Below are 15184 nucleotides of genomic sequence, written 5' to 3' on the forward strand. Positions count from 1 at the left end.
CGAGAGGCGTCGGGTTGGAGCGGCCAGGAGCTTACGAACCTGATATTCTGCCGAACCCTGATCAACAAAGCATGGCTCCGATGAATGAACAGGCAGAGGATTGGCGCTCTAGCGTCGGCGGGAAAGCAGCCCGCGGCGAGCCGTCGGGCGATTTGGCCCGCGCTCGTGAGCTTGGCCGGGGACGGGACGCCAACACCCCTGGGGAGATCCCGGCGCAGGGCTGGAAAGACATTCTCTGGCGCATGCTGTGGTCGATTCCGGAGAACCGGATCCTGTCCACCGCGGGCGGGGTCGCATTCTTTGCCCTGCTGGCAGTGTTCCCGGCAGTCGCCACAATCGTGTCGCTCTACGGGCTCTTTGCCGATACCAGCGCGATGAGGGGGCATCTGTCCCTTCTGGCCGGCATTCTGCCCGGCGGCGTGCTGGAACTCATTGGCGAGCAGATCGGCCTGATCGTCGCCCAGGACAGCGACACGCTCAGCCTTGCCTTCGTGGCGGGTTTTCTGGTGGCGCTCTGGAGCGCGAACTCGGGCGTTGCGGCCCTTTTCGATGCGCTCAATGTGGTCTACGGCGAGAAAGAGAAGCGCAGCCTGCTGCGCTTCTACGCCACAACGTTCCTGCTCACCCTCGGCATGGTTGGCGTTGTAATCCTGGCCATCGGCGCGGTGGTGGTGGCGCCTGTCGTTTTCACCTTCATGGGCTTCGTGACCCCGGCCGGACGGCTCTTGGGCATTCTGCGTTGGCCCGCCCTGTTCGTTGTCGTCTTTGCCTGGCTGGCCGTCATCTACCGCTACGGCCCAAGCCGCCAAGATGCCAAATGGCGTTGGGTGACCTGGGGCAGCGCTATGGCGGCCGCGCTCTGGCTTGCGGCGTCGATGCTGTTCTCCTGGTATGTCGCCAACTTCGACAGCTACAACAAAACCTATGGCTCGCTTGGCGCTGGCGTCGGCTTCATGATGTGGATCTGGCTGTCGGTAGTGATTGTCCTGCTCGGCGCCGCGCTCAATGCCGAGATGGAGCACCAGACCGCCAAGGACAGCACGGAAGATCCACCTAAGCCGCTCGGATCTCGCGGCGCCAACATGGCGGATCATGTCGGTGCGTCACACGCCTGACCCACTCGCCCTGAAACCGCATCCAGAGACAACGCTCATCCGCAGGACCCGCAAACGCCGCCGGAGGGTAGTGCCTGAATTGCGGCTGCGGGAGGATCTCACCCGCGCTATCAGAATCATAAGGAGCTGGTCCCTCACTCGGTGCAGATGCGCCGCTAACCTGACTATGCCAACGGCGGCAGAGCGATCGGCGACTCGAACCACGTCAGAACTCATCGGAAGAGCCGAGGTGAGGTGCTGTCTCTCCCGTGAGAAGACCACCAGCGACGTTGAGTTCCCGATGCGGCCCAGCAGGTCTGAATTCCTTGCCGGATCTCCTGCGAGGTCAGGACGCCTTCTTGGCAGGCTTGTCGGGTTTCTGGGTCCTGCCACCCTGCTTTCGTGACCGATCGCCGGACGAGGGAGCGCCTCCCTCGTTGTCCCATTGTGAGATGCCGTTCTTGGGCTTGCCCTTGGGCAGGCTTACGCGAGTTTTCGTGGTCATCGGGATGGACCCTTCTAATGGAGCGCTCTTTACTGAACCCTCTTCGTCTGGCGGTGGATTAGCGGGGCTGCGACGGCGCTCGTGTGATCTCGAAGCCTTGTTCAGAAAGCGCGGTTAAGATTGCTCTTGCGATATCCACCCGCTCCTCGGTCGATATGACGGCTCCGGGACGATTGGGAGCCTTCTGCGCGTGCTGGAGGGTGAATTGGATGGCGTTGACGATGATAGAGAGCACCATCTCTTGGTCCTTCATATCAACCTCCGAGGCGGCCCTGAGGATAACACCAGCGGTCCCGCCATGTTCCGGGAACAACCATCTCCAGACCAGGAGTGCTGAAGCCCCAGTCAAGGTCAGAGACAGACCGTGATCCGGCCCGCCGTGCAGGCAACGGGAGCCTCATGTCCACAGCGGACACTTTGCCCTTTCATTATGGCAGTGCCTTCTGGACCATCATGGACTTCCGAGCACACGACCCCACGTCCTCAGACAGAGGATCGATGATCACAATCGCAATCATGGCTGGTCTGCTGGTCCTCGCCACCTCGGCAACGGTACAAGAGACTCCGCCATCGACGTGGCGCGACCCGGACGCCCGGTGTGTATCTCAAGGTGGGAGATACCCTGAGCCTGCGCTACCGCCGTGACGGCACGCCGGATTGCGCGAGCGTTCAGCAGGACAGCACGGACGCATCGATCACTCGCGGTGACTTAAGGGAGTTTACTCAGCAGATTGCGCGCTCAATTGAGGAACTGCGCCGCGATTGGGGCAGTCCGGCGGGAGATGGAACATACCCGTAATGAACTGGAAAGTATCCACCGGGAAACGAGGCAGCCCCGAGCGCCATAGTATTATCTCTGCCTCTTCGAGCTGGCCTGTGACGGGACAGGTTGACCTGAAACGGGGTCGCGGGCTGCGCGGGAGCCCAGTTACTGTGCCTGACAGGCCGGCCTCTTGGGCTTTCAATCAGCGGTGAGAGACGTTCATGAGCGACGCTCCCTCCGGGTGGCCGTGCTCTCAGACCTCAGTCGGGCAGTTTGATGCTGCCGTCTCCGTAGCCTCGCCTTCCGTTGAGCTGCGGTCGTGGTTGTGCGGCGGGAGTTGGGGCAGGCACCAAAGTACCCCAAATCTTACGGATGATGGATTTCGCTAAACTGAGGATGTTCTGTGCCATGTCTCGCTCGCTTTCCTTGGTGCAGCCAACGGCCCGGGTGCGCAGTTCCCCCTGCGGCGCCTTGGAGCAGGTTCCTGCCCGAACCGGACGGAACCCAGTGAGAAGCTTCAACGGCCACGAGCGCGGGCGCCCAGGTCCTCGCGGAGCTCGTGCTCGTGCACGATCCGATCATACGACTGATCCGCGCTTCTGATCGCGTATTGCGGCTCACCACGTGGGTCATCGAGCCTGACGATCTCATAGCCGCCTTTCCAGACCTCGGGCCGACCGTCCTCCGCGTAGGAGACCGCCTGCCCAGCAGCAAAACGGTGCTGGCCCGCGGCGTGTGTTGATGGGCGCTCTTTTGACCGCTCTGCCGGCACCAGAGTCGCTGGGCGCGGTCGTTTGCCGGTGGCCTTGGTTGGAACGCGGCTGGGTAAATAGGTCGCCGGCTGCGCGATCTCGATCGGCACTGTCCAATCGAGCAGCGTGCGGCCACAATCGTCCATCACACGCAGAGCATCGGTCCGCACTGGCCAGCGTCTCATTCCAGCGGGGCTCTGGGCGAATGCCAAAGCTGTGGCACCATCCGCAGCGGCAACAGGCAGCGTTCCAATCACCTCAAGCACACCGCGTCGGTATCTCTTGAACTGGACCAGAAATGTCATGGCGGCCTCCTCAATATAGAACTCGTTCAATGAACGCCTCAGGCCAAGCCAAGTTGAGCTTCCCGTATGGTGACGAGTGTCTGCCGTAAACAGAAATTCGAATCGTCCGTCTACAAGATATGGTAGCTTGCCACTTGAATAAGTAGGAACAGATCCGAAATAAAAATCAAATAATACGCCTATCGTTCGTGCCATACTGATCTTTGATGATACGAGGCTTGCGCTTCCATCGTCCTTAGGAAAACATCATGCAAACGCCAGAATGGCTGAAACTTGGCCTGTATGACGCCGCCTGCTACGCTGCAGAACTTGCCGTCATCGGGTTTTCCTGGGGCGGTTGGGTCACTGGCGGAACCGCCCGCACGATGGCCGCCGATCGGTCGAATGCCAATGTGGTCGCGGCTTTATCCCTGATCTGCGTTGATCAATCAAAGCACGATTCCCAGCCTGCCGACCGTGTTGCAGCCATCAAGACCGCCTCGTCCTGGAACAGGGGCAATTTCGTCATGAAGAACGGGTGGGCGATGATGCCAGGCACTGCGGAATGCGACAGCCAGGTTGCCAAAGTTTGCGCCGATAAGATCGCGGCTTAGGAGCAGGTCATGCGTACGACACGAGAGACCGTTACCTTCGATCACCCGTTCTCGCTGATGGCTGTTGATGGCTTACAGCCCGCCGGCACATACACGATCGACATTGACGAGGAGCTGATTGAGGGGCTGTCGTTTCTCGCCTACCGGCGAGTTGCGACCATCATTTACCTGCCATCGCATCAGGAGCATCAGGCGTCGGTGCAAGCGGTCAGGGTCGATCCGCGGGAATTGACGGCAGCTCGGAAAGAGTAGCCGTCTGCCTGAGGCGGGGATCAACCGCCTTTGCTGCGACCGGCATCGTCGATTGAACTCTCACCAGTGGCCATCAGCACCAACACGTCTACGGGTCTGAGGCTAGGCCCATACAAATGTCTATGGCTGAGAACCTGCAGCACGGCTTGGCTTGTATACTTCTCGGAAGAAATCGAACGAAGGAGACGCAAATGGCGACGAACACCCATATTACCCAGGACCAGGTAAGACAGCGTGCCTTTGAGCGTTGGGAGAAACGCGGCTGCCCAGAAGGCTATGAGGCGGAATTTTGGCACTAGGCCGAGCGTGAGCTGATAGGGGAAGCAAACAGCGGGGGCATCAGCGCAAATGCTGCTTCCGCGAAGAGTGGCTCTGGATCTGACGGCCCGGGCTAGGAATGGATTTCGGAGCAATGCGGGTTAGCAATGGCAGTCGGTTGTGGCGTGACGGGCGGCCGCCGCAAAGTCGGCCGACGATACCTCGATTAAGGTGAAGCCTTCCTCCTCCAAGCATCTGCCCACGGCCGATCGAGCCGGAGAATTGTTCGGTGGGCGAGGTCGCACCTTGGGAATGGCTTTGCTAGCGAGGGAGTGACGAAAGCGGGTATTGTCCACTGCGGACGCAGGGACATGCTCAGGCCCGGGAGGGAGAACGACCATGGTTTCGGTCTCAACGCCACCACGTTCCCCGTTGGCACCGGTCCAAGATGATCGGCCGCCGGAACCGAATGCCGTGTCGACGGAGGCGCTCGGCGAGGCAGAGATGCCGCTGCCATCCAATCCACAGACGCTCTTTCTCGGTGGGCTTTTCGCCTTGGCCGCTTTTGCGGCGCTCTATGTGGCAAGCGCGATCATCCTTCCCGTCGTACTCGCTTTCGTGTTGAAGCTGCTTCTGCAACCCGCTGTGCGTCTCCTGGAGCGTGTGCATTTCCCCCGGGCGGTCGGAGCGCTCGTAGCCATCCTTCTAGTGACTGGAACGCTTGTGGGTGCCGTGGCGGCCCTGTCAATCCCCGCCGCGACTTGGACGGAAAGGTTGCCGCAGGGCATACCGCGCCTCGAAGCCCACCTGGCGGTTCTCGCGGGGCCGATCCAAGCGTTGCAAAAGGTCATTGATCAGGCCGAGCAGGCCGCTGACGCCTCCGGGCCAAAGGGTTCCACGATTGCGGTTCGCCGCGATCTTGGCCTGACAAGCGCGTTGTTCACGGGAACGCGGTCCGTCCTCGACGGCCTGTTTACAACCGTTCTGGTGCTCTATTTTCTGTTGGTGTCGGGCGATCTCTTCCTTCGACGCATTGTCGAAATCCTGCCGAAGTTCAGCGACAAGCGGCAAGCCGTCGACATCTCCCAGCAGATCGAGGAGGACATATCCGCCTATCTCGTGACGATCACGGCCATGAATGCGGCGGTTGGAGTCGCGACCGCGGCCGCGATGTATTTTTGCGGGCTCGGAGATCCTCTCTTGTGGGGGGCCACAGCCTTCCTGCTCAACTACACTCCGATCCTGGGACCGATGTTTGGGATCGGCATCTTTCTTCTCGCCGGGATGCTGAGTTTCGATAGCTTATGGTGGGCCCTGCTGCCGCCGGCCCTCTATCTCGGCATTCACCTCGTCGAGGGCGAAACTCTGACACCCATGCTGCTGGCGCGGCGCTTCACGTTGAACCCCGTGCTGGTGATCTTGTCGCTGGTGTTCTGGTTCTGGATGTGGGGCGTGCCCGGCGCGATCTTGTCCGTTCCGATGCTGGCGATTCTGAAGATCGTTTGTGATCGGGTGCGCCCGCTGAAGGTCCTGGGACACTTCCTCGAGGGATCAGAGACTTCGGCAAGTTAGAATGACCATCATGGTGCTGGCGTAATCCGGTACGGCGATTGGACAAGGCCCTTACCGTGGCGGGCACTCTAGCGCATCGTGCGGATAAGTGGACCCGGTTTTCGCTCAAACGATGCGCTCATCTCAGAAGGGAGCATCGGGCTCGCGTGGCTCGGCGTTACGAATCGGCAGCGCTCTACCGGAACTGACCACGTCAGCTCCATGAAGAATCCACTGCCCCAGCATTGGCCACTAGCTTCCGTCGGCCTATTCGTGCCAACAAGCCATCGCTAAACATCCGGATTGAGCCAGGGTTGGAGGGTCTTGAGGCGGCCCAAGCCGTAGCCCAAGTAACCCTGCCGGAGATGGCTAAGGATGAGCGCCCTAACGGTGACCGGCGCGTTTTCATGGTTAGCGTAAGGGAGGAGGCCGGACAGGTAATCGTGCGGGTTGCGCTGACATTGACCGTTGAATACCCGCTTCTGGCCGAGGAACTAAGAGCCATGAACTTCCGATAGGGCACTTTACAGAACCGTATAAGGTGTCGTTTGAGCGCATTTGGAAACTTCCATCGACGCTCAGGGCGGTGAGCCAGTCTATACAGCTGCTTTGCCCGGGTGGATGTGACCACGAATATCGTCCAAGACTACCGGGAAGCGCGTTTGATATGACTTCGAAGGAGAGAACTGTGAGATCGGTTCCCGGTGAGCAGCCAAGTATGGGAAATCGGCCCCATCAAGGAACGATGATGGGGCTTCTGTGAGACCAAGCTCAACTTGGTTTACTTCTTGAGCGCGTCTTTGACGCTGCCGACGGCATTTTGGATCTTACCCTTGGCCTGATCCATCTTGCCTTCGCTTTGGAGCTTGGAGTCGCCCGTCAGATCGCCGGCGGCCTGTTTGATCTTGCCGCCCGTGCGTGTCGCTGAGCCTTTGATGCGATTTTTGTCCATGACCCTCTCCTGAGAACTGACGCGTATCGACGTCACCAGAAGCAAGCATCGGCGCACAAGATCGTTCCTGTGGCATGAGCGCACCCCGGCCCGTGAGGGAAGCCACTGCGGATGATCCTCCTAAATCGACCACTATCCTGAACGAGACTGAGGCTGGCGGCCCCTTCAAGGATGAATACGATGCACAGTTCAGCCCCTATGGCTCTCATCGCCGCCCTGGGTTTTGCCAGTATGGCTCACGCTCAGAGCACGCCCGCCGCGTCCAGTGCGCCGCAGTTCATCACGATCAATTACAATGCCATTCTCGGCTCAAGGCTGATCGGTTTGGATGTCCAAAATGCCAGCGGCAAGGAGATGGGTAAGATCGAGGACATCGTCTTTGAAGGCGGTCAGATCTCCGGCATCGTACTATCGGTCGGCGAAGTTCTGGATGTCGGGCAAAGATATGTGGCCGTGGATCCCTCATCGATATCGATCCGGTATATGGAGGGTGAGAATCAGTGGCATGCGGCGATGAACGCCGACCTCGATCAGCTCAAGTCGCCCCCCGAGTTTCGTTACGAGGGCAAGTGGAAGCGTTGATTTTTCATCGGTCACCATCTCGCCGTAAGTTGCGAGCCATATGGCCGAATGAACATGAATTTTGAAGCACCGGCCCGGCTCATCTTCTGGCCCGATTACGATGGAGCGATAAGAGGTCGGGACTTTCCGACACTCGCCCGAGCTCTTGCGGCGGTGCGGCGAGATCGGATGCCTCGGGTTCATTGGATTGTGACCGACAGCGGCGGCGTCATCCGGCCCTGGCATATTGCTTCGCTGTTGATGCGCCACCGAATTCGGATTTGGCTGTCCAGCCGGGAGGGTCGGAGCCATGAGCCATCTTGACCTCAGCCAGCAGGCTCAGGTCGTCTGGTCCGCTCCTGACGATCCGACCCGGCAGCAGACGGGAGATCCGGGAACTGTCAAGCAGTTCGGCCGTCTGAAGGACGCCGTGGTTTTTACAATGGAAGGTCTGCCGGAACGATACCGTGAAAGTGCTCGCATCACCGTCGCGGATGGGAGCTCATTGGATCTTGATCAGATCAAACGAATCTACGCCGACATCATCAGGTCCTGACATGCCATACACTGTAGGCGGTCTTCTCCACCGGGTTTATCTTAAAGGTTTCGCAGCTCGCGCTTCACAAAGCTCCGTCAGACGCTGTAGTTGATCCTGCTGCGCCCGGGCGATCTGCTCAAGATTCTCGATAAGGATGTTGTCCATCTTCTCATGCAAGGCCATGATCTCGATTTTGGCCTTGAGGTTGACGTCATAATCGAGGCCAGCAGCAATGCGATCCCGGGGCGCCTGCCGATTCCGTGACATCAGAATGAGCGGAGCCTGCACGGCAGCGACCATTGAGGGAACCAGATTGAGAGGAAGATTTGGGTGGCGATCGAACGCCCCATGAGTCCGCTACAGCGGAATCGTATTGGGATGGGTCCGGACACGCAGGCTGCTCAGGAAGATCGTGATAAAGGCCCATGCCCCTCCGAACCCGGCAACGCGGTCAGCCAACAGTCTCCCAGCGCTTCTTCCTGGTAGAGCGCGTGGTTGACGTTTCGGGGCACATGGCGGCGGGTTGCAATTTGCGTCAGAAGGCGGCGTTTCCGTTCGGAGAACCAGTCTCGGAGAACCAGTCAAAGCCGCTCTCCCGGAGTTGTTGGGCCAATTGTCGGATCTGGTCGGGGTCAGCCGTGTCGCTGCGGTTCGGGGTGAGATCCCGCTCTTCGCCCGCTCCCTCGATCCGCTTTCTGCTCAACCGCATCGTCCCCTCGCGCCGAGATCCTCCTGGAGCTGGGATTCCCCAACAACCCGATCATAGGTCTGATCATCGCTCCGGATCTGATACTGAGGCTCCCGGTCTCCGGCAGGGAGAAGGAAGACGATCTCGTAATGGCCACTCCACACATCATGGGGTGGAGAGGCCTCGGCGTAGCTGACGTGCTGGCCGACAGCATAACGATGCGTTCTCATGTCACAATCCTTTCTGGTCCTTAGGCAAAGCCGTCGATCCTGCTCGTCTGTCACCAGGACCAGCCCCGCACGACGATGAAGTACAGGGCAATCGACGCCGCGATCACGACGATGACGAGCGTCAGGTTCAGTGGGTCGTTGATCCATGGCAGGCGATTTTTGTCGAACATCTTGTCCTCCTTTACCGAAGGTTTTTGGAATGCTTGACCGTTCTTTCTCGAGTGCCCGCTTCGTAGAGGAGGAGGCATCCGGCGATGAGCGGAACTGAGACGACCGCTTGGCTTAACAGTTCCCTACTCCTTGGCTGAATCATGCCGAGAATTTTAAGTAAATACTCCTAATTCCCGCTTCATTTATTGTCTATCAGCATACGCCGTTGTGTAGAATCTAGATATCTAAATCGTATTTACTTGATATTTATTTTGCGAGCCACCTGTAATTGCAGCTCTCTTTCACCATATTAATTTAAGATGAACTTTAGGCCCACTTTGCGATGGGCCAAGGTTCACATGTGAGAGGTCGAGTTTTCCCATGTGCCCGCACAGCCGCTTCATGTTCGATCTTCAGCACTATCGAACGCACGACGGCCCCGGGCTGACACTTCACGCGTTGCCGATGCTGCGATCCAGGTGGGATCGATTGACGATGGTCGAGATGATCGGGGTCCGAACCACGTCGGAGCTCATCGAAAAGGTCGAGGAGAGCTACAACCTCTCCCACGAGCAAGCGACCAGGGACGTCGAGTTCTGGGCCCTGGACAAGCAGCTTTGAGCCGGTCGCTGCGCGAGTGAGACCAGCCCAACCATGGAGGCTTCGATGTTTGGCGATCAAGGCGGCGAGAGCCAGGGGACCGTCATCCGCAAGATCGGGTGCCGGGATGACACGAAGCGCCAGCAGAGTCGCTTAGCCCCCCGGGACCGGTCCGGACGGACAATCAGTGGAGATCAATCGATGGCAACGGAGTTCTACGTCGTTCGGCATCATGGCGCTTGGCGCATCCGGGTGAACGGCAAACACCATGGGGAGTATGGATCCCGTGTTTCGGCCATCAACGCCGCCGCGACGGAGGCTCAGTCTGCCGGGCCGGGGGCCAAGGTCTTCAGCACCGGCATTGCCAGCCAATTCAGCGACGAGTGGCCATCACAGCACAATCTTACAGGAGACGGGAATGAGTGAGCGGATCGGTCGCCTTTGTGACGAGCTGCGAATCAAGCTTCATGGGATGGACCGTCGGCTTGAGGCGCTGAAATCGAATGGCGCGGCGACCTTCGATCAGTCTCAGGACCTCCTTGAAAGCCAACTCGACCGCGTCGAGCAGCGTATCTACGACAACCGCGTGACCGTTGAAGCAGCCAATGTCAGGGTCAAGACGTGGCTTGCGGAGAAAAAGGCCGGCTCTGTTGCAGGCAGGGGCCTTTGGACAGAACGCCACAAGGCTCATCTGCTGGAAGCCCGCGCTGATGATGCGGAGGCGTATGCCATTGCGGTCTTTGAGCTTGCGGCCGCGGCAGCCGATGAGGCAGCACTGGCGGTCTTGCAGGCAATCCTCGCGCGAACCGATGCTGACGCGGCGATTCTGCCCGAGGTGGAATCACATGGCCCATGAGTACCCGATCCCAGGAATGCTCCAACTATCCGGTCGGCATTCCAAGTCTCTGCGCTGATAGAACGGTCGAGGCGGAAGATCAAGTTAGTCCCAAGGGGCCTAGGGCCTCTCGATTCCTTTACCAAAACGGTGCGCCAGCAATGTTTATTATCGAGTTTTTTCGGGTCCGGGATACCGATCAGGCCCACGCCACGCTCGGCCGGGTTGAGCATGACGCCACCAGTTTGGAGGACGCAAAAGTAAGAGCCCGGTCGCTCTTTGAGACCTTGGACATGCCGCAAAAACCGGATGCCGTGCGGGTCGTCGACGAGCGCGGTGAGGAGGTGTTTGTCTGGAGCCCCAAGGGTCGCAGGACCTGAGGGTGCGACGGTCGCGCTCCAGTATGTTGTTCACTTCATCCGAGCCCGACGGGAGGATAATGACGGCAAATGTCCACTACAGGATCGTGGAGCACGAGAGCGGATGGGCCTACAAAGTCGGCGACGTGTTCTCGGAACGCTACACGACCCATGACGAAGCCCGTGAGGCTGCGGAGCGGGCCGCCGCCGAGCAGATGCTGCCGGGCGCGACTGAGGACATTGAATACCAGGACGAAGCCGGGGACTGGCACGAAGAAGTCTCTCTGGGAAAGGACCGACCCGAGACAGACGTCACAGGCTGAGGGACAGCCCCTCGCAACGTGGCAGCTTGCACGCCAGGGATGTTCTTCCTCGCACAGACGACAGGGAAGCCCCCGAAACACCTGATGAGGCAGCTACATGGTGCCAGAGGCAAAGAACAAACGCCTGGGAGTCCTCTCCGCCAAGCAGGGAGCCGAAGATGACGAAGGCGCGAAAGCTGTACAGCAGCCCAACTGGCGACCGCTGGTTCTTGATCCGTAATGCGTCGGGAGAGGTTTTCGTACGGCACGAAGCCAACTCAGCCTCTGGCGGCAATGTCGATCATATCGAGATCGGAGCTTTCCTGAGTTCCGGGCGCGGTCCTGAGCATCAGGAGCTGCCCCGCCTGATTGGATCCTTGTTGGATGATGAGACAACGCATGTCTGACATGGCTGCGTATGCCTAGAGGACGAGAAAGCGTCGAACCTCACGGCGTGGGACGAATTCCTTCGCCTTTACTTGTCTTGATACCGGTTGCCCACCGATACTCCCGGCCATGCCTCAAACGTTCCATTCCCTCAGCGTCAGATTTGGCCGGGTTCCACCTTTCCGTGCTCGCCAGAATGCCGGCTGCGCTTGCAAGAGCCACGAACATCTCGCGGGCCTGCTCAACGGCACCCGGATGCTCGTGCGCCCGTGCCAGGGCCGCAGTCGCGATCGATCAAACTGGAGGTCGCGTATTCGAGCAGAAGCTGCTTACCGGCTCTCTGTGAAGCGCTGCGCAATCCAATCCTTGGCCATGTCCAAGTTGGAGAAAGTCGGATGGTTGACCCCATCGATCGAGCCAAAGCCGGCTTCCAGATACCACTGCCCAGGAGACACCTCGTTCTCGTCCGAGAGGCGGACCAGCACCGCCACCAGCCGCTGCCTCTCGTCGAGGACCAACATGCCCTCTTCGTCAAAGCCTGTCACGACGCGGATGGGCTGGAAGGTGAAGCTCATGCGGCGGCCTGATCGTGCTCCCAGTGCAGGTAGGTCGGGTCGAACTCACTTACTTCCTTCAACTTCTCCCAGTTGGGAATGTTCAGCCGCTCGCCTTTCAGCTCGATCAGCCCGTCGGCGCGCAGCTCCTTGAGAACCCGATTGACGTCGACCGGGGTGATGCCGAGCGCATCGGCGAACTCGCCCTGGGTGATCGGCAGGTCGCAGGCATAGCCCTCGGCCAAGCCGACAGCCCTCAGGCGCACCAGCAGTTCGCACAGCACATAGGCCATCCGATTGTAGGCCTCGCGGCGTCCGACATTCGTCACCCATTCCCGGAAGATGGCGGCGTCGATGAGGGTCTCGCGCCAGAAGGCAGCCGTGATGCGAGGATAGCGGGTGCACAGGTCCCATAGGGCTTCACCCGGCACGGGCTGATGGTGCCAACGCTGTTGTCCAGCACCTTCAGGTGCAGGCTCTGGAGGTCGGGAATGTCACCAGGGATGTTGAAGGAAACGATCTGGCGCTTGCCTTGCGCGGTCATCTTGTAGGTACAGGCAAAGCCGCTCAGGATCGGGAGGGGCGATCCCCCTCGCGCACGATGTCCTGATAGTCCTTGATGACAGCGACCTGCATGGGCAAGTTTTCGGGTGCCTTCCGCTCGTCATCGGCCAAAGTGAAGATGCTCTCCAGCCTGCTGATGAGCGGATTGTAACCATGGCAGAAAGGTGAGTGCATGATGCGGCTCCCTATTTCATTAGGCAGGAGCGCCCGTATCTCTCAGCCATCAGCGCCTGAAATCGGTTGCTGATGATGAAAAAACTATCTCACGCATGCGAATGTCTGCCACTGATTTATGTTTGTACAAGAACCTATTGTGATCGAAGACAGAAGGCGCCTGCGCTGGCCGTAGTTCTTAGAATTTGCGGTTATCTAATGCAGTTAGAAAGACGCATCACAAAGAAAAAGCGCCTGTCCGAAGACGGCGCTTTGAGTTTACGGATCCGTAGGGGCAAACAAAACAAATCCGATAAGAGCTACCTGCTCACAGAAACTCCATCATGTCTTTGTCTTTATGTCGATTGCTGGTGCGGCAATTTGGCAATAGCTGCCATGGATAGGGTTTTTTACTCATTGAATTGCATGGTCTAGCTAGGTATAAGGTGCGCTCCGTAGGGGCAAATACGGGCTCAAGGGTCGCGAACACGGTCAAAAGATCGGGCGCGGCCCTTTTTCATGAGCGCTCTGGCTCAATCTCATCGGCAAGCCAAAGCCGCGCAGCTCATCCCCGTCATGGAACAGCGCTGGCGGTGAGTTCGGGTAGGGTGTAGAGAATGGGATCGCCGGTATAAGCGCCCCAGGCGCCGACGACTGAGAGATACGTGCGCTCCCGCCTGCAAGGCTCAGGAACAGCACATGCCTCGTCATTTTCAAACCTGCGCAGGTCCCATTAAGGGTCTTTATTTACCTCAGCTTGCCTGGGACGTGTTCCATCGAGAGAGCATCCAGACGATCGATCAGCTCAGGGCTGTCGCTGGCCAGCTTGAGCGGTTCGAAGGCCTTGGACCCATAACAGTGCGAGTCATCGGACAAGAACTCGACCGTGTAGCGGCACCCGGAGAGCAAATAACCAGTGACGGGCAGCTTTCCGCGTGGGGTGCGTAATGCTGACGAGGCTCTTTTGGAACTGCACTGGTTATCGTGCATCGTGATAGCCATATGGGGTCTATCGCTGACTTGTGCTTTCAGGCGTCAGCGGCTGAGGGCTATGAGCCCCCGCCTGTCGTGCGGAGTGCATCAATGCCTGATAGCCCTCTCCCAGATCCTCTAATCGCTGTCGGCAGCTTGATCAAGGAAGCGCAAGCCGCACGGGTTGCCGCGCATATCCAGGTCGTCCTCTCCCGCTTCAAATCTCACGTGATCCGGTCATCCAACCCGAAAGTCGAGCCGATGCATAAGGGACTTTTTGACGACTGCGAGGGACCCATTCGAGGTCTCCGGCTGCCGCTTAATGCTTGGAACGTGCTCCACAGCGAGGGCGTCACCACTCTCGAGCAGCTCAGGGCGGTGGCCGACAAGATCCACACGCTCCCGGGCATTGGGGCCAAGACGGCTCTTGCGATCAGGGTTGAGCTCGGTCGTGTGGCACTCCTCGACGCTCAGTCCCCCTGAACCCTACCAGCATCGTAGGGCCGCGAAATTCCGACTAAGGGATGTCTGTCGGTGCGACAAAGGACGTTGTGGAATGCAGGGCCACATGAATAGTCCGCTAATGGGATGGACCGGCCGTGCTTACCGGCGCACCCTTTATCAGGGGCGCCCAGCACGAGGACTTGAGCCATGCCTAAAGCTCCGCTTCAGCACGTTTCGACGCTTGGCATCGACATCGGCAAGAACAGCTTCCACCTGATCGGTCTGGATGCTCGCGGCGCCATTGTCCTGCGCCAGAAGCTCTCCCGCGGGCAGGTGGAGCAGCGCCTTGCCAATATGCCAGCTTGGAGCTCGCCGAGGTCTGCGAGAGGAAGACGAGATGGAGAACGGTCGCGCCGTCGCATTCATGCTCTGGTGACCCGGTGGGCCATAACGGGCCGATCCGCTTATGAGACTGAATGCGCGCGGATATCCATGATGGCCAGGAGCACTGCTCCGCAAGGGCCGGATACATTAGCGCAAGACCAACCTCGCCATCTCCAAAGCCTCTTGCGACGCACGGCCGGTCCATACATCCGGGTCAGGCAGTGAAGTCTATTCACTTTTCGGAATGTCTGGTTACGTGAGGATTGCTGCCCTTAGGGTGGCGTCGCAGGTGTGCCAGAAGCGGCAGTTGTCAATGCGAATGACGGACTGCCAGTGCAGGCTGATGCCCTTAATGCTCATCAGCGTACAGCCACGTGAGTGCGAATGGCGCGGCGATCACGCACATCGAAAGAAGCGGGCCACGACAACCCGGCAGGC

The 15184-nt window shown here is 59.1% G+C and carries 24 protein-coding genes and 1 pseudogene; 15 read left to right on the top strand and 10 right to left on the bottom strand.

The window, feature by feature from the left end; genetic code table 11:
- Positions 1–14: 14 nt before the first annotated feature.
- Positions 15–1115: a YihY/virulence factor BrkB family protein gene (locus RE429_RS14160; protein WP_414471383.1), complete on the top strand. Its 1101-nt coding sequence runs from the start codon at positions 15–17 to the stop codon at positions 1113–1115.
- A gap of 325 nt (positions 1116–1440) precedes the next feature.
- Here RE429_RS14160 and RE429_RS14165 read toward each other — a convergent pair whose 3' ends face one another.
- The 3 genes from RE429_RS14165 to RE429_RS14175 all read right to left on the bottom strand — a co-directional run bounded on the left by RE429_RS14165 (position 1441) and on the right by RE429_RS14175 (position 3419).
- Positions 1441–1599: a hypothetical protein gene (locus RE429_RS14165; protein ID WP_414471384.1), complete on the bottom strand. Its 159-nt coding sequence runs from the start codon at positions 1597–1599 to the stop codon at positions 1441–1443.
- Between the two features lie 58 nt (positions 1600–1657).
- The gene (locus RE429_RS14170; RefSeq protein ID WP_414471385.1) at positions 1658–1852 is read right to left on the bottom strand and encodes a hypothetical protein; all 195 of its coding nucleotides are present in this window, start codon (positions 1850–1852) and stop codon (positions 1658–1660) included.
- A 1027-nt stretch (positions 1853–2879) separates the two neighbouring features.
- The gene (locus RE429_RS14175; RefSeq protein WP_414471386.1) at positions 2880–3419 is read right to left on the bottom strand and encodes a hypothetical protein; all 540 of its coding nucleotides are present in this window, start codon (positions 3417–3419) and stop codon (positions 2880–2882) included.
- A 248-nt stretch (positions 3420–3667) separates the two neighbouring features.
- On the opposite strand from RE429_RS14175, the gene RE429_RS14180 reads away from it, so the two are divergent.
- The 5 genes from RE429_RS14180 (at position 3668) to RE429_RS14200 (ending at position 6591) form a co-directional block, all read left to right on the top strand.
- Positions 3668–4012 carry a hypothetical protein gene (locus RE429_RS14180; protein WP_414471387.1) on the top strand — a complete coding sequence of 115 codons (345 nt, stop codon included), beginning with the start codon at positions 3668–3670 and terminating at the stop codon, positions 4010–4012.
- Between the two features lie 9 nt (positions 4013–4021).
- Positions 4022–4264, top strand: coding sequence for a hypothetical protein (locus RE429_RS14185; RefSeq protein WP_414471388.1), 243 nt, complete (start codon positions 4022–4024; stop codon positions 4262–4264).
- A gap of 191 nt (positions 4265–4455) precedes the next feature.
- Complete coding sequence (locus tag RE429_RS14190; protein ID WP_414471389.1) at positions 4456–4563, top strand: DUF2934 domain-containing protein; 108 nt, start codon at positions 4456–4458, stop codon at positions 4561–4563.
- Between the two features lie 358 nt (positions 4564–4921).
- On the top strand, positions 4922–6094 hold the full coding sequence (locus tag RE429_RS14195) for an AI-2E family transporter (protein ID WP_414471390.1): 1173 nt from the start codon (positions 4922–4924) through the stop codon (positions 6092–6094).
- Positions 6095–6438: 344 nt separating this feature from the next.
- Positions 6439–6591 carry a hypothetical protein gene (locus RE429_RS14200; protein ID WP_414474207.1) on the top strand — a complete coding sequence of 51 codons (153 nt, stop codon included), beginning with the start codon at positions 6439–6441 and terminating at the stop codon, positions 6589–6591.
- 263 nt (positions 6592–6854) lie between these two features.
- Here the strand turns inward: RE429_RS14200 and RE429_RS14205 are convergent, their stop codons facing one another.
- Entirely contained in the window at positions 6855–7025 is a 171-nt protein-coding gene (locus RE429_RS14205) for a CsbD family protein (protein WP_414471391.1), read from the bottom strand.
- A 180-nt stretch (positions 7026–7205) separates the two neighbouring features.
- Between RE429_RS14205 and RE429_RS14210 the strand changes: the two genes are divergently transcribed.
- Positions 7206–7607 carry a PRC-barrel domain-containing protein gene (locus tag RE429_RS14210; protein WP_414471392.1) on the top strand — a complete coding sequence of 134 codons (402 nt, stop codon included), beginning with the start codon at positions 7206–7208 and terminating at the stop codon, positions 7605–7607.
- Between the two features lie 289 nt (positions 7608–7896).
- The gene (locus tag RE429_RS14215; protein ID WP_414471393.1) at positions 7897–8142 is read left to right on the top strand and encodes a hypothetical protein; all 246 of its coding nucleotides are present in this window, start codon (positions 7897–7899) and stop codon (positions 8140–8142) included.
- A 36-nt stretch (positions 8143–8178) separates the two neighbouring features.
- Here RE429_RS14215 and RE429_RS14220 read toward each other — a convergent pair whose 3' ends face one another.
- From RE429_RS14220 to RE429_RS14230, 3 genes are all read right to left on the bottom strand, one after another.
- Positions 8179–8424, bottom strand: a complete 246-nt coding sequence (locus tag RE429_RS14220) for a DUF1003 domain-containing protein (RefSeq protein WP_414471394.1) — start codon at positions 8422–8424, stop codon at positions 8179–8181.
- Positions 8425–8659: 235 nt separating this feature from the next.
- On the bottom strand, positions 8660–8833 hold the full coding sequence (locus RE429_RS14225; RefSeq protein ID WP_414471395.1) for a hypothetical protein: 174 nt from the start codon (positions 8831–8833) through the stop codon (positions 8660–8662).
- The gene (locus tag RE429_RS14230) at positions 8824–9042 is read right to left on the bottom strand and encodes a hypothetical protein (RefSeq protein ID WP_414471396.1); all 219 of its coding nucleotides are present in this window, start codon (positions 9040–9042) and stop codon (positions 8824–8826) included. Before RE429_RS14230 ends, RE429_RS14225 begins: the two co-directional genes overlap by 10 nt.
- 951 nt (positions 9043–9993) lie before the next feature.
- Between RE429_RS14230 and RE429_RS14235 the strand changes: the two genes are divergently transcribed.
- The 5 genes from RE429_RS14235 (at position 9994) to RE429_RS14255 (ending at position 11695) form a co-directional block, all read left to right on the top strand.
- Positions 9994–10218 (top strand): hypothetical protein, encoded by a 225-nt coding sequence (locus RE429_RS14235; RefSeq protein ID WP_414471397.1) that lies wholly within the window; start codon positions 9994–9996, stop codon positions 10216–10218.
- Positions 10211–10648: a hypothetical protein gene (locus RE429_RS14240; RefSeq protein WP_414471398.1), complete on the top strand. Its 438-nt coding sequence runs from the start codon at positions 10211–10213 to the stop codon at positions 10646–10648. Before RE429_RS14235 ends, RE429_RS14240 begins: the two co-directional genes overlap by 8 nt.
- A gap of 140 nt (positions 10649–10788) precedes the next feature.
- The gene (locus RE429_RS14245; protein WP_414471399.1) at positions 10789–11007 is read left to right on the top strand and encodes a hypothetical protein; all 219 of its coding nucleotides are present in this window, start codon (positions 10789–10791) and stop codon (positions 11005–11007) included.
- A gap of 59 nt (positions 11008–11066) precedes the next feature.
- Positions 11067–11309, top strand: coding sequence for a hypothetical protein (locus tag RE429_RS14250; protein ID WP_414471400.1), 243 nt, complete (start codon positions 11067–11069; stop codon positions 11307–11309).
- 158 nt (positions 11310–11467) lie between these two features.
- A complete protein-coding gene (locus RE429_RS14255) occupies positions 11468–11695 on the top strand; it encodes a hypothetical protein (RefSeq protein WP_414471401.1) in 228 nt (75 codons plus the stop codon).
- A gap of 309 nt (positions 11696–12004) precedes the next feature.
- Here RE429_RS14255 and RE429_RS14260 read toward each other — a convergent pair whose 3' ends face one another.
- The 3 genes from RE429_RS14260 to RE429_RS14270 form a co-directional block, all read right to left on the bottom strand.
- Positions 12005–12250 (bottom strand): hypothetical protein, encoded by a 246-nt coding sequence (locus RE429_RS14260; protein ID WP_414471402.1) that lies wholly within the window; start codon positions 12248–12250, stop codon positions 12005–12007.
- Positions 12247–12660: a Crp/Fnr family transcriptional regulator gene (locus RE429_RS14265; protein ID WP_414471403.1), complete on the bottom strand. Its 414-nt coding sequence runs from the start codon at positions 12658–12660 to the stop codon at positions 12247–12249. Before RE429_RS14265 ends, RE429_RS14260 begins: the two co-directional genes overlap by 4 nt.
- Before the next feature lie 136 nt (positions 12661–12796).
- Positions 12797–12967, bottom strand: a complete 171-nt coding sequence (locus tag RE429_RS14270; protein ID WP_414471404.1) for a hypothetical protein — start codon at positions 12965–12967, stop codon at positions 12797–12799.
- A gap of 1284 nt (positions 12968–14251) precedes the next feature.
- On the opposite strand from RE429_RS14270, the gene RE429_RS14275 reads away from it, so the two are divergent.
- On the top strand, positions 14252–14401 hold the full coding sequence (locus tag RE429_RS14275) for a hypothetical protein (protein ID WP_414471405.1): 150 nt from the start codon (positions 14252–14254) through the stop codon (positions 14399–14401).
- Between the two features lie 168 nt (positions 14402–14569).
- Positions 14570–14722: pseudogene (locus RE429_RS14280) on the top strand (IS110 family transposase); the annotation flags it as partial.
- Positions 14723–15184 lie beyond the last annotated feature (462 nt).

Origin of the sequence: Microvirga sp. M2 (assembly GCF_047497095.1) — a bacterium.
In the GTDB taxonomy this organism is placed as follows: Bacteria; Pseudomonadota; Alphaproteobacteria; order Rhizobiales; family Beijerinckiaceae; genus Microvirga.

What these genes read in the sequence shown, in the direction of transcription:
- RE429_RS14255 (WP_414471401.1), top strand. Translation starts at nt 11,468, where the DNA reads ATGACGAAGGCGCGAAAGCTGTACAGCAGCCCAACTGGCGACCGCTGG.
- RE429_RS14180 (WP_414471387.1), top strand. Translation starts at nt 3,668, where the DNA reads ATGCAAACGCCAGAATGGCTGAAACTTGGCCTGTATGACGCCGCCTGC.
- RE429_RS14185 (WP_414471388.1), top strand. Translation starts at nt 4,022, where the DNA reads ATGCGTACGACACGAGAGACCGTTACCTTCGATCACCCGTTCTCGCTG.
- RE429_RS14230 (WP_414471396.1), bottom strand. Translation starts at nt 9,042, where the DNA reads ATGAGAACGCATCGTTATGCTGTCGGCCAGCACGTCAGCTACGCCGAG.
- RE429_RS14245 (WP_414471399.1), top strand. Translation starts at nt 10,789, where the DNA reads ATGTTTATTATCGAGTTTTTTCGGGTCCGGGATACCGATCAGGCCCAC.
- RE429_RS14235 (WP_414471397.1), top strand. Translation starts at nt 9,994, where the DNA reads ATGGCAACGGAGTTCTACGTCGTTCGGCATCATGGCGCTTGGCGCATC.
- RE429_RS14175 (WP_414471386.1), bottom strand. Translation starts at nt 3,419, where the DNA reads ATGACATTTCTGGTCCAGTTCAAGAGATACCGACGCGGTGTGCTTGAG.
- RE429_RS14250 (WP_414471400.1), top strand. Translation starts at nt 11,067, where the DNA reads ATGACGGCAAATGTCCACTACAGGATCGTGGAGCACGAGAGCGGATGG.
- RE429_RS14210 (WP_414471392.1), top strand. Translation starts at nt 7,206, where the DNA reads ATGCACAGTTCAGCCCCTATGGCTCTCATCGCCGCCCTGGGTTTTGCC.
- RE429_RS14200 (WP_414474207.1), top strand. Translation starts at nt 6,439, where the DNA reads ATGGCTAAGGATGAGCGCCCTAACGGTGACCGGCGCGTTTTCATGGTT.
- RE429_RS14225 (WP_414471395.1), bottom strand. Translation starts at nt 8,833, where the DNA reads ATGCGGTTGAGCAGAAAGCGGATCGAGGGAGCGGGCGAAGAGCGGGAT.
- RE429_RS14215 (WP_414471393.1), top strand. Translation starts at nt 7,897, where the DNA reads ATGAGCCATCTTGACCTCAGCCAGCAGGCTCAGGTCGTCTGGTCCGCT.
- RE429_RS14165 (WP_414471384.1), bottom strand. Translation starts at nt 1,599, where the DNA reads ATGACCACGAAAACTCGCGTAAGCCTGCCCAAGGGCAAGCCCAAGAAC.
- RE429_RS14170 (WP_414471385.1), bottom strand. Translation starts at nt 1,852, where the DNA reads ATGAAGGACCAAGAGATGGTGCTCTCTATCATCGTCAACGCCATCCAA.
- RE429_RS14190 (WP_414471389.1), top strand. Translation starts at nt 4,456, where the DNA reads ATGGCGACGAACACCCATATTACCCAGGACCAGGTAAGACAGCGTGCC.
- RE429_RS14220 (WP_414471394.1), bottom strand. Translation starts at nt 8,424, where the DNA reads ATGGTCGCTGCCGTGCAGGCTCCGCTCATTCTGATGTCACGGAATCGG.
- RE429_RS14260 (WP_414471402.1), bottom strand. Translation starts at nt 12,250, where the DNA reads ATGAGCTTCACCTTCCAGCCCATCCGCGTCGTGACAGGCTTTGACGAA.
- RE429_RS14270 (WP_414471404.1), bottom strand. Translation starts at nt 12,967, where the DNA reads ATGCACTCACCTTTCTGCCATGGTTACAATCCGCTCATCAGCAGGCTG.
- RE429_RS14205 (WP_414471391.1), bottom strand. Translation starts at nt 7,025, where the DNA reads ATGGACAAAAATCGCATCAAAGGCTCAGCGACACGCACGGGCGGCAAG.
- RE429_RS14240 (WP_414471398.1), top strand. Translation starts at nt 10,211, where the DNA reads ATGAGTGAGCGGATCGGTCGCCTTTGTGACGAGCTGCGAATCAAGCTT.
- RE429_RS14195 (WP_414471390.1), top strand. Translation starts at nt 4,922, where the DNA reads ATGGTTTCGGTCTCAACGCCACCACGTTCCCCGTTGGCACCGGTCCAA.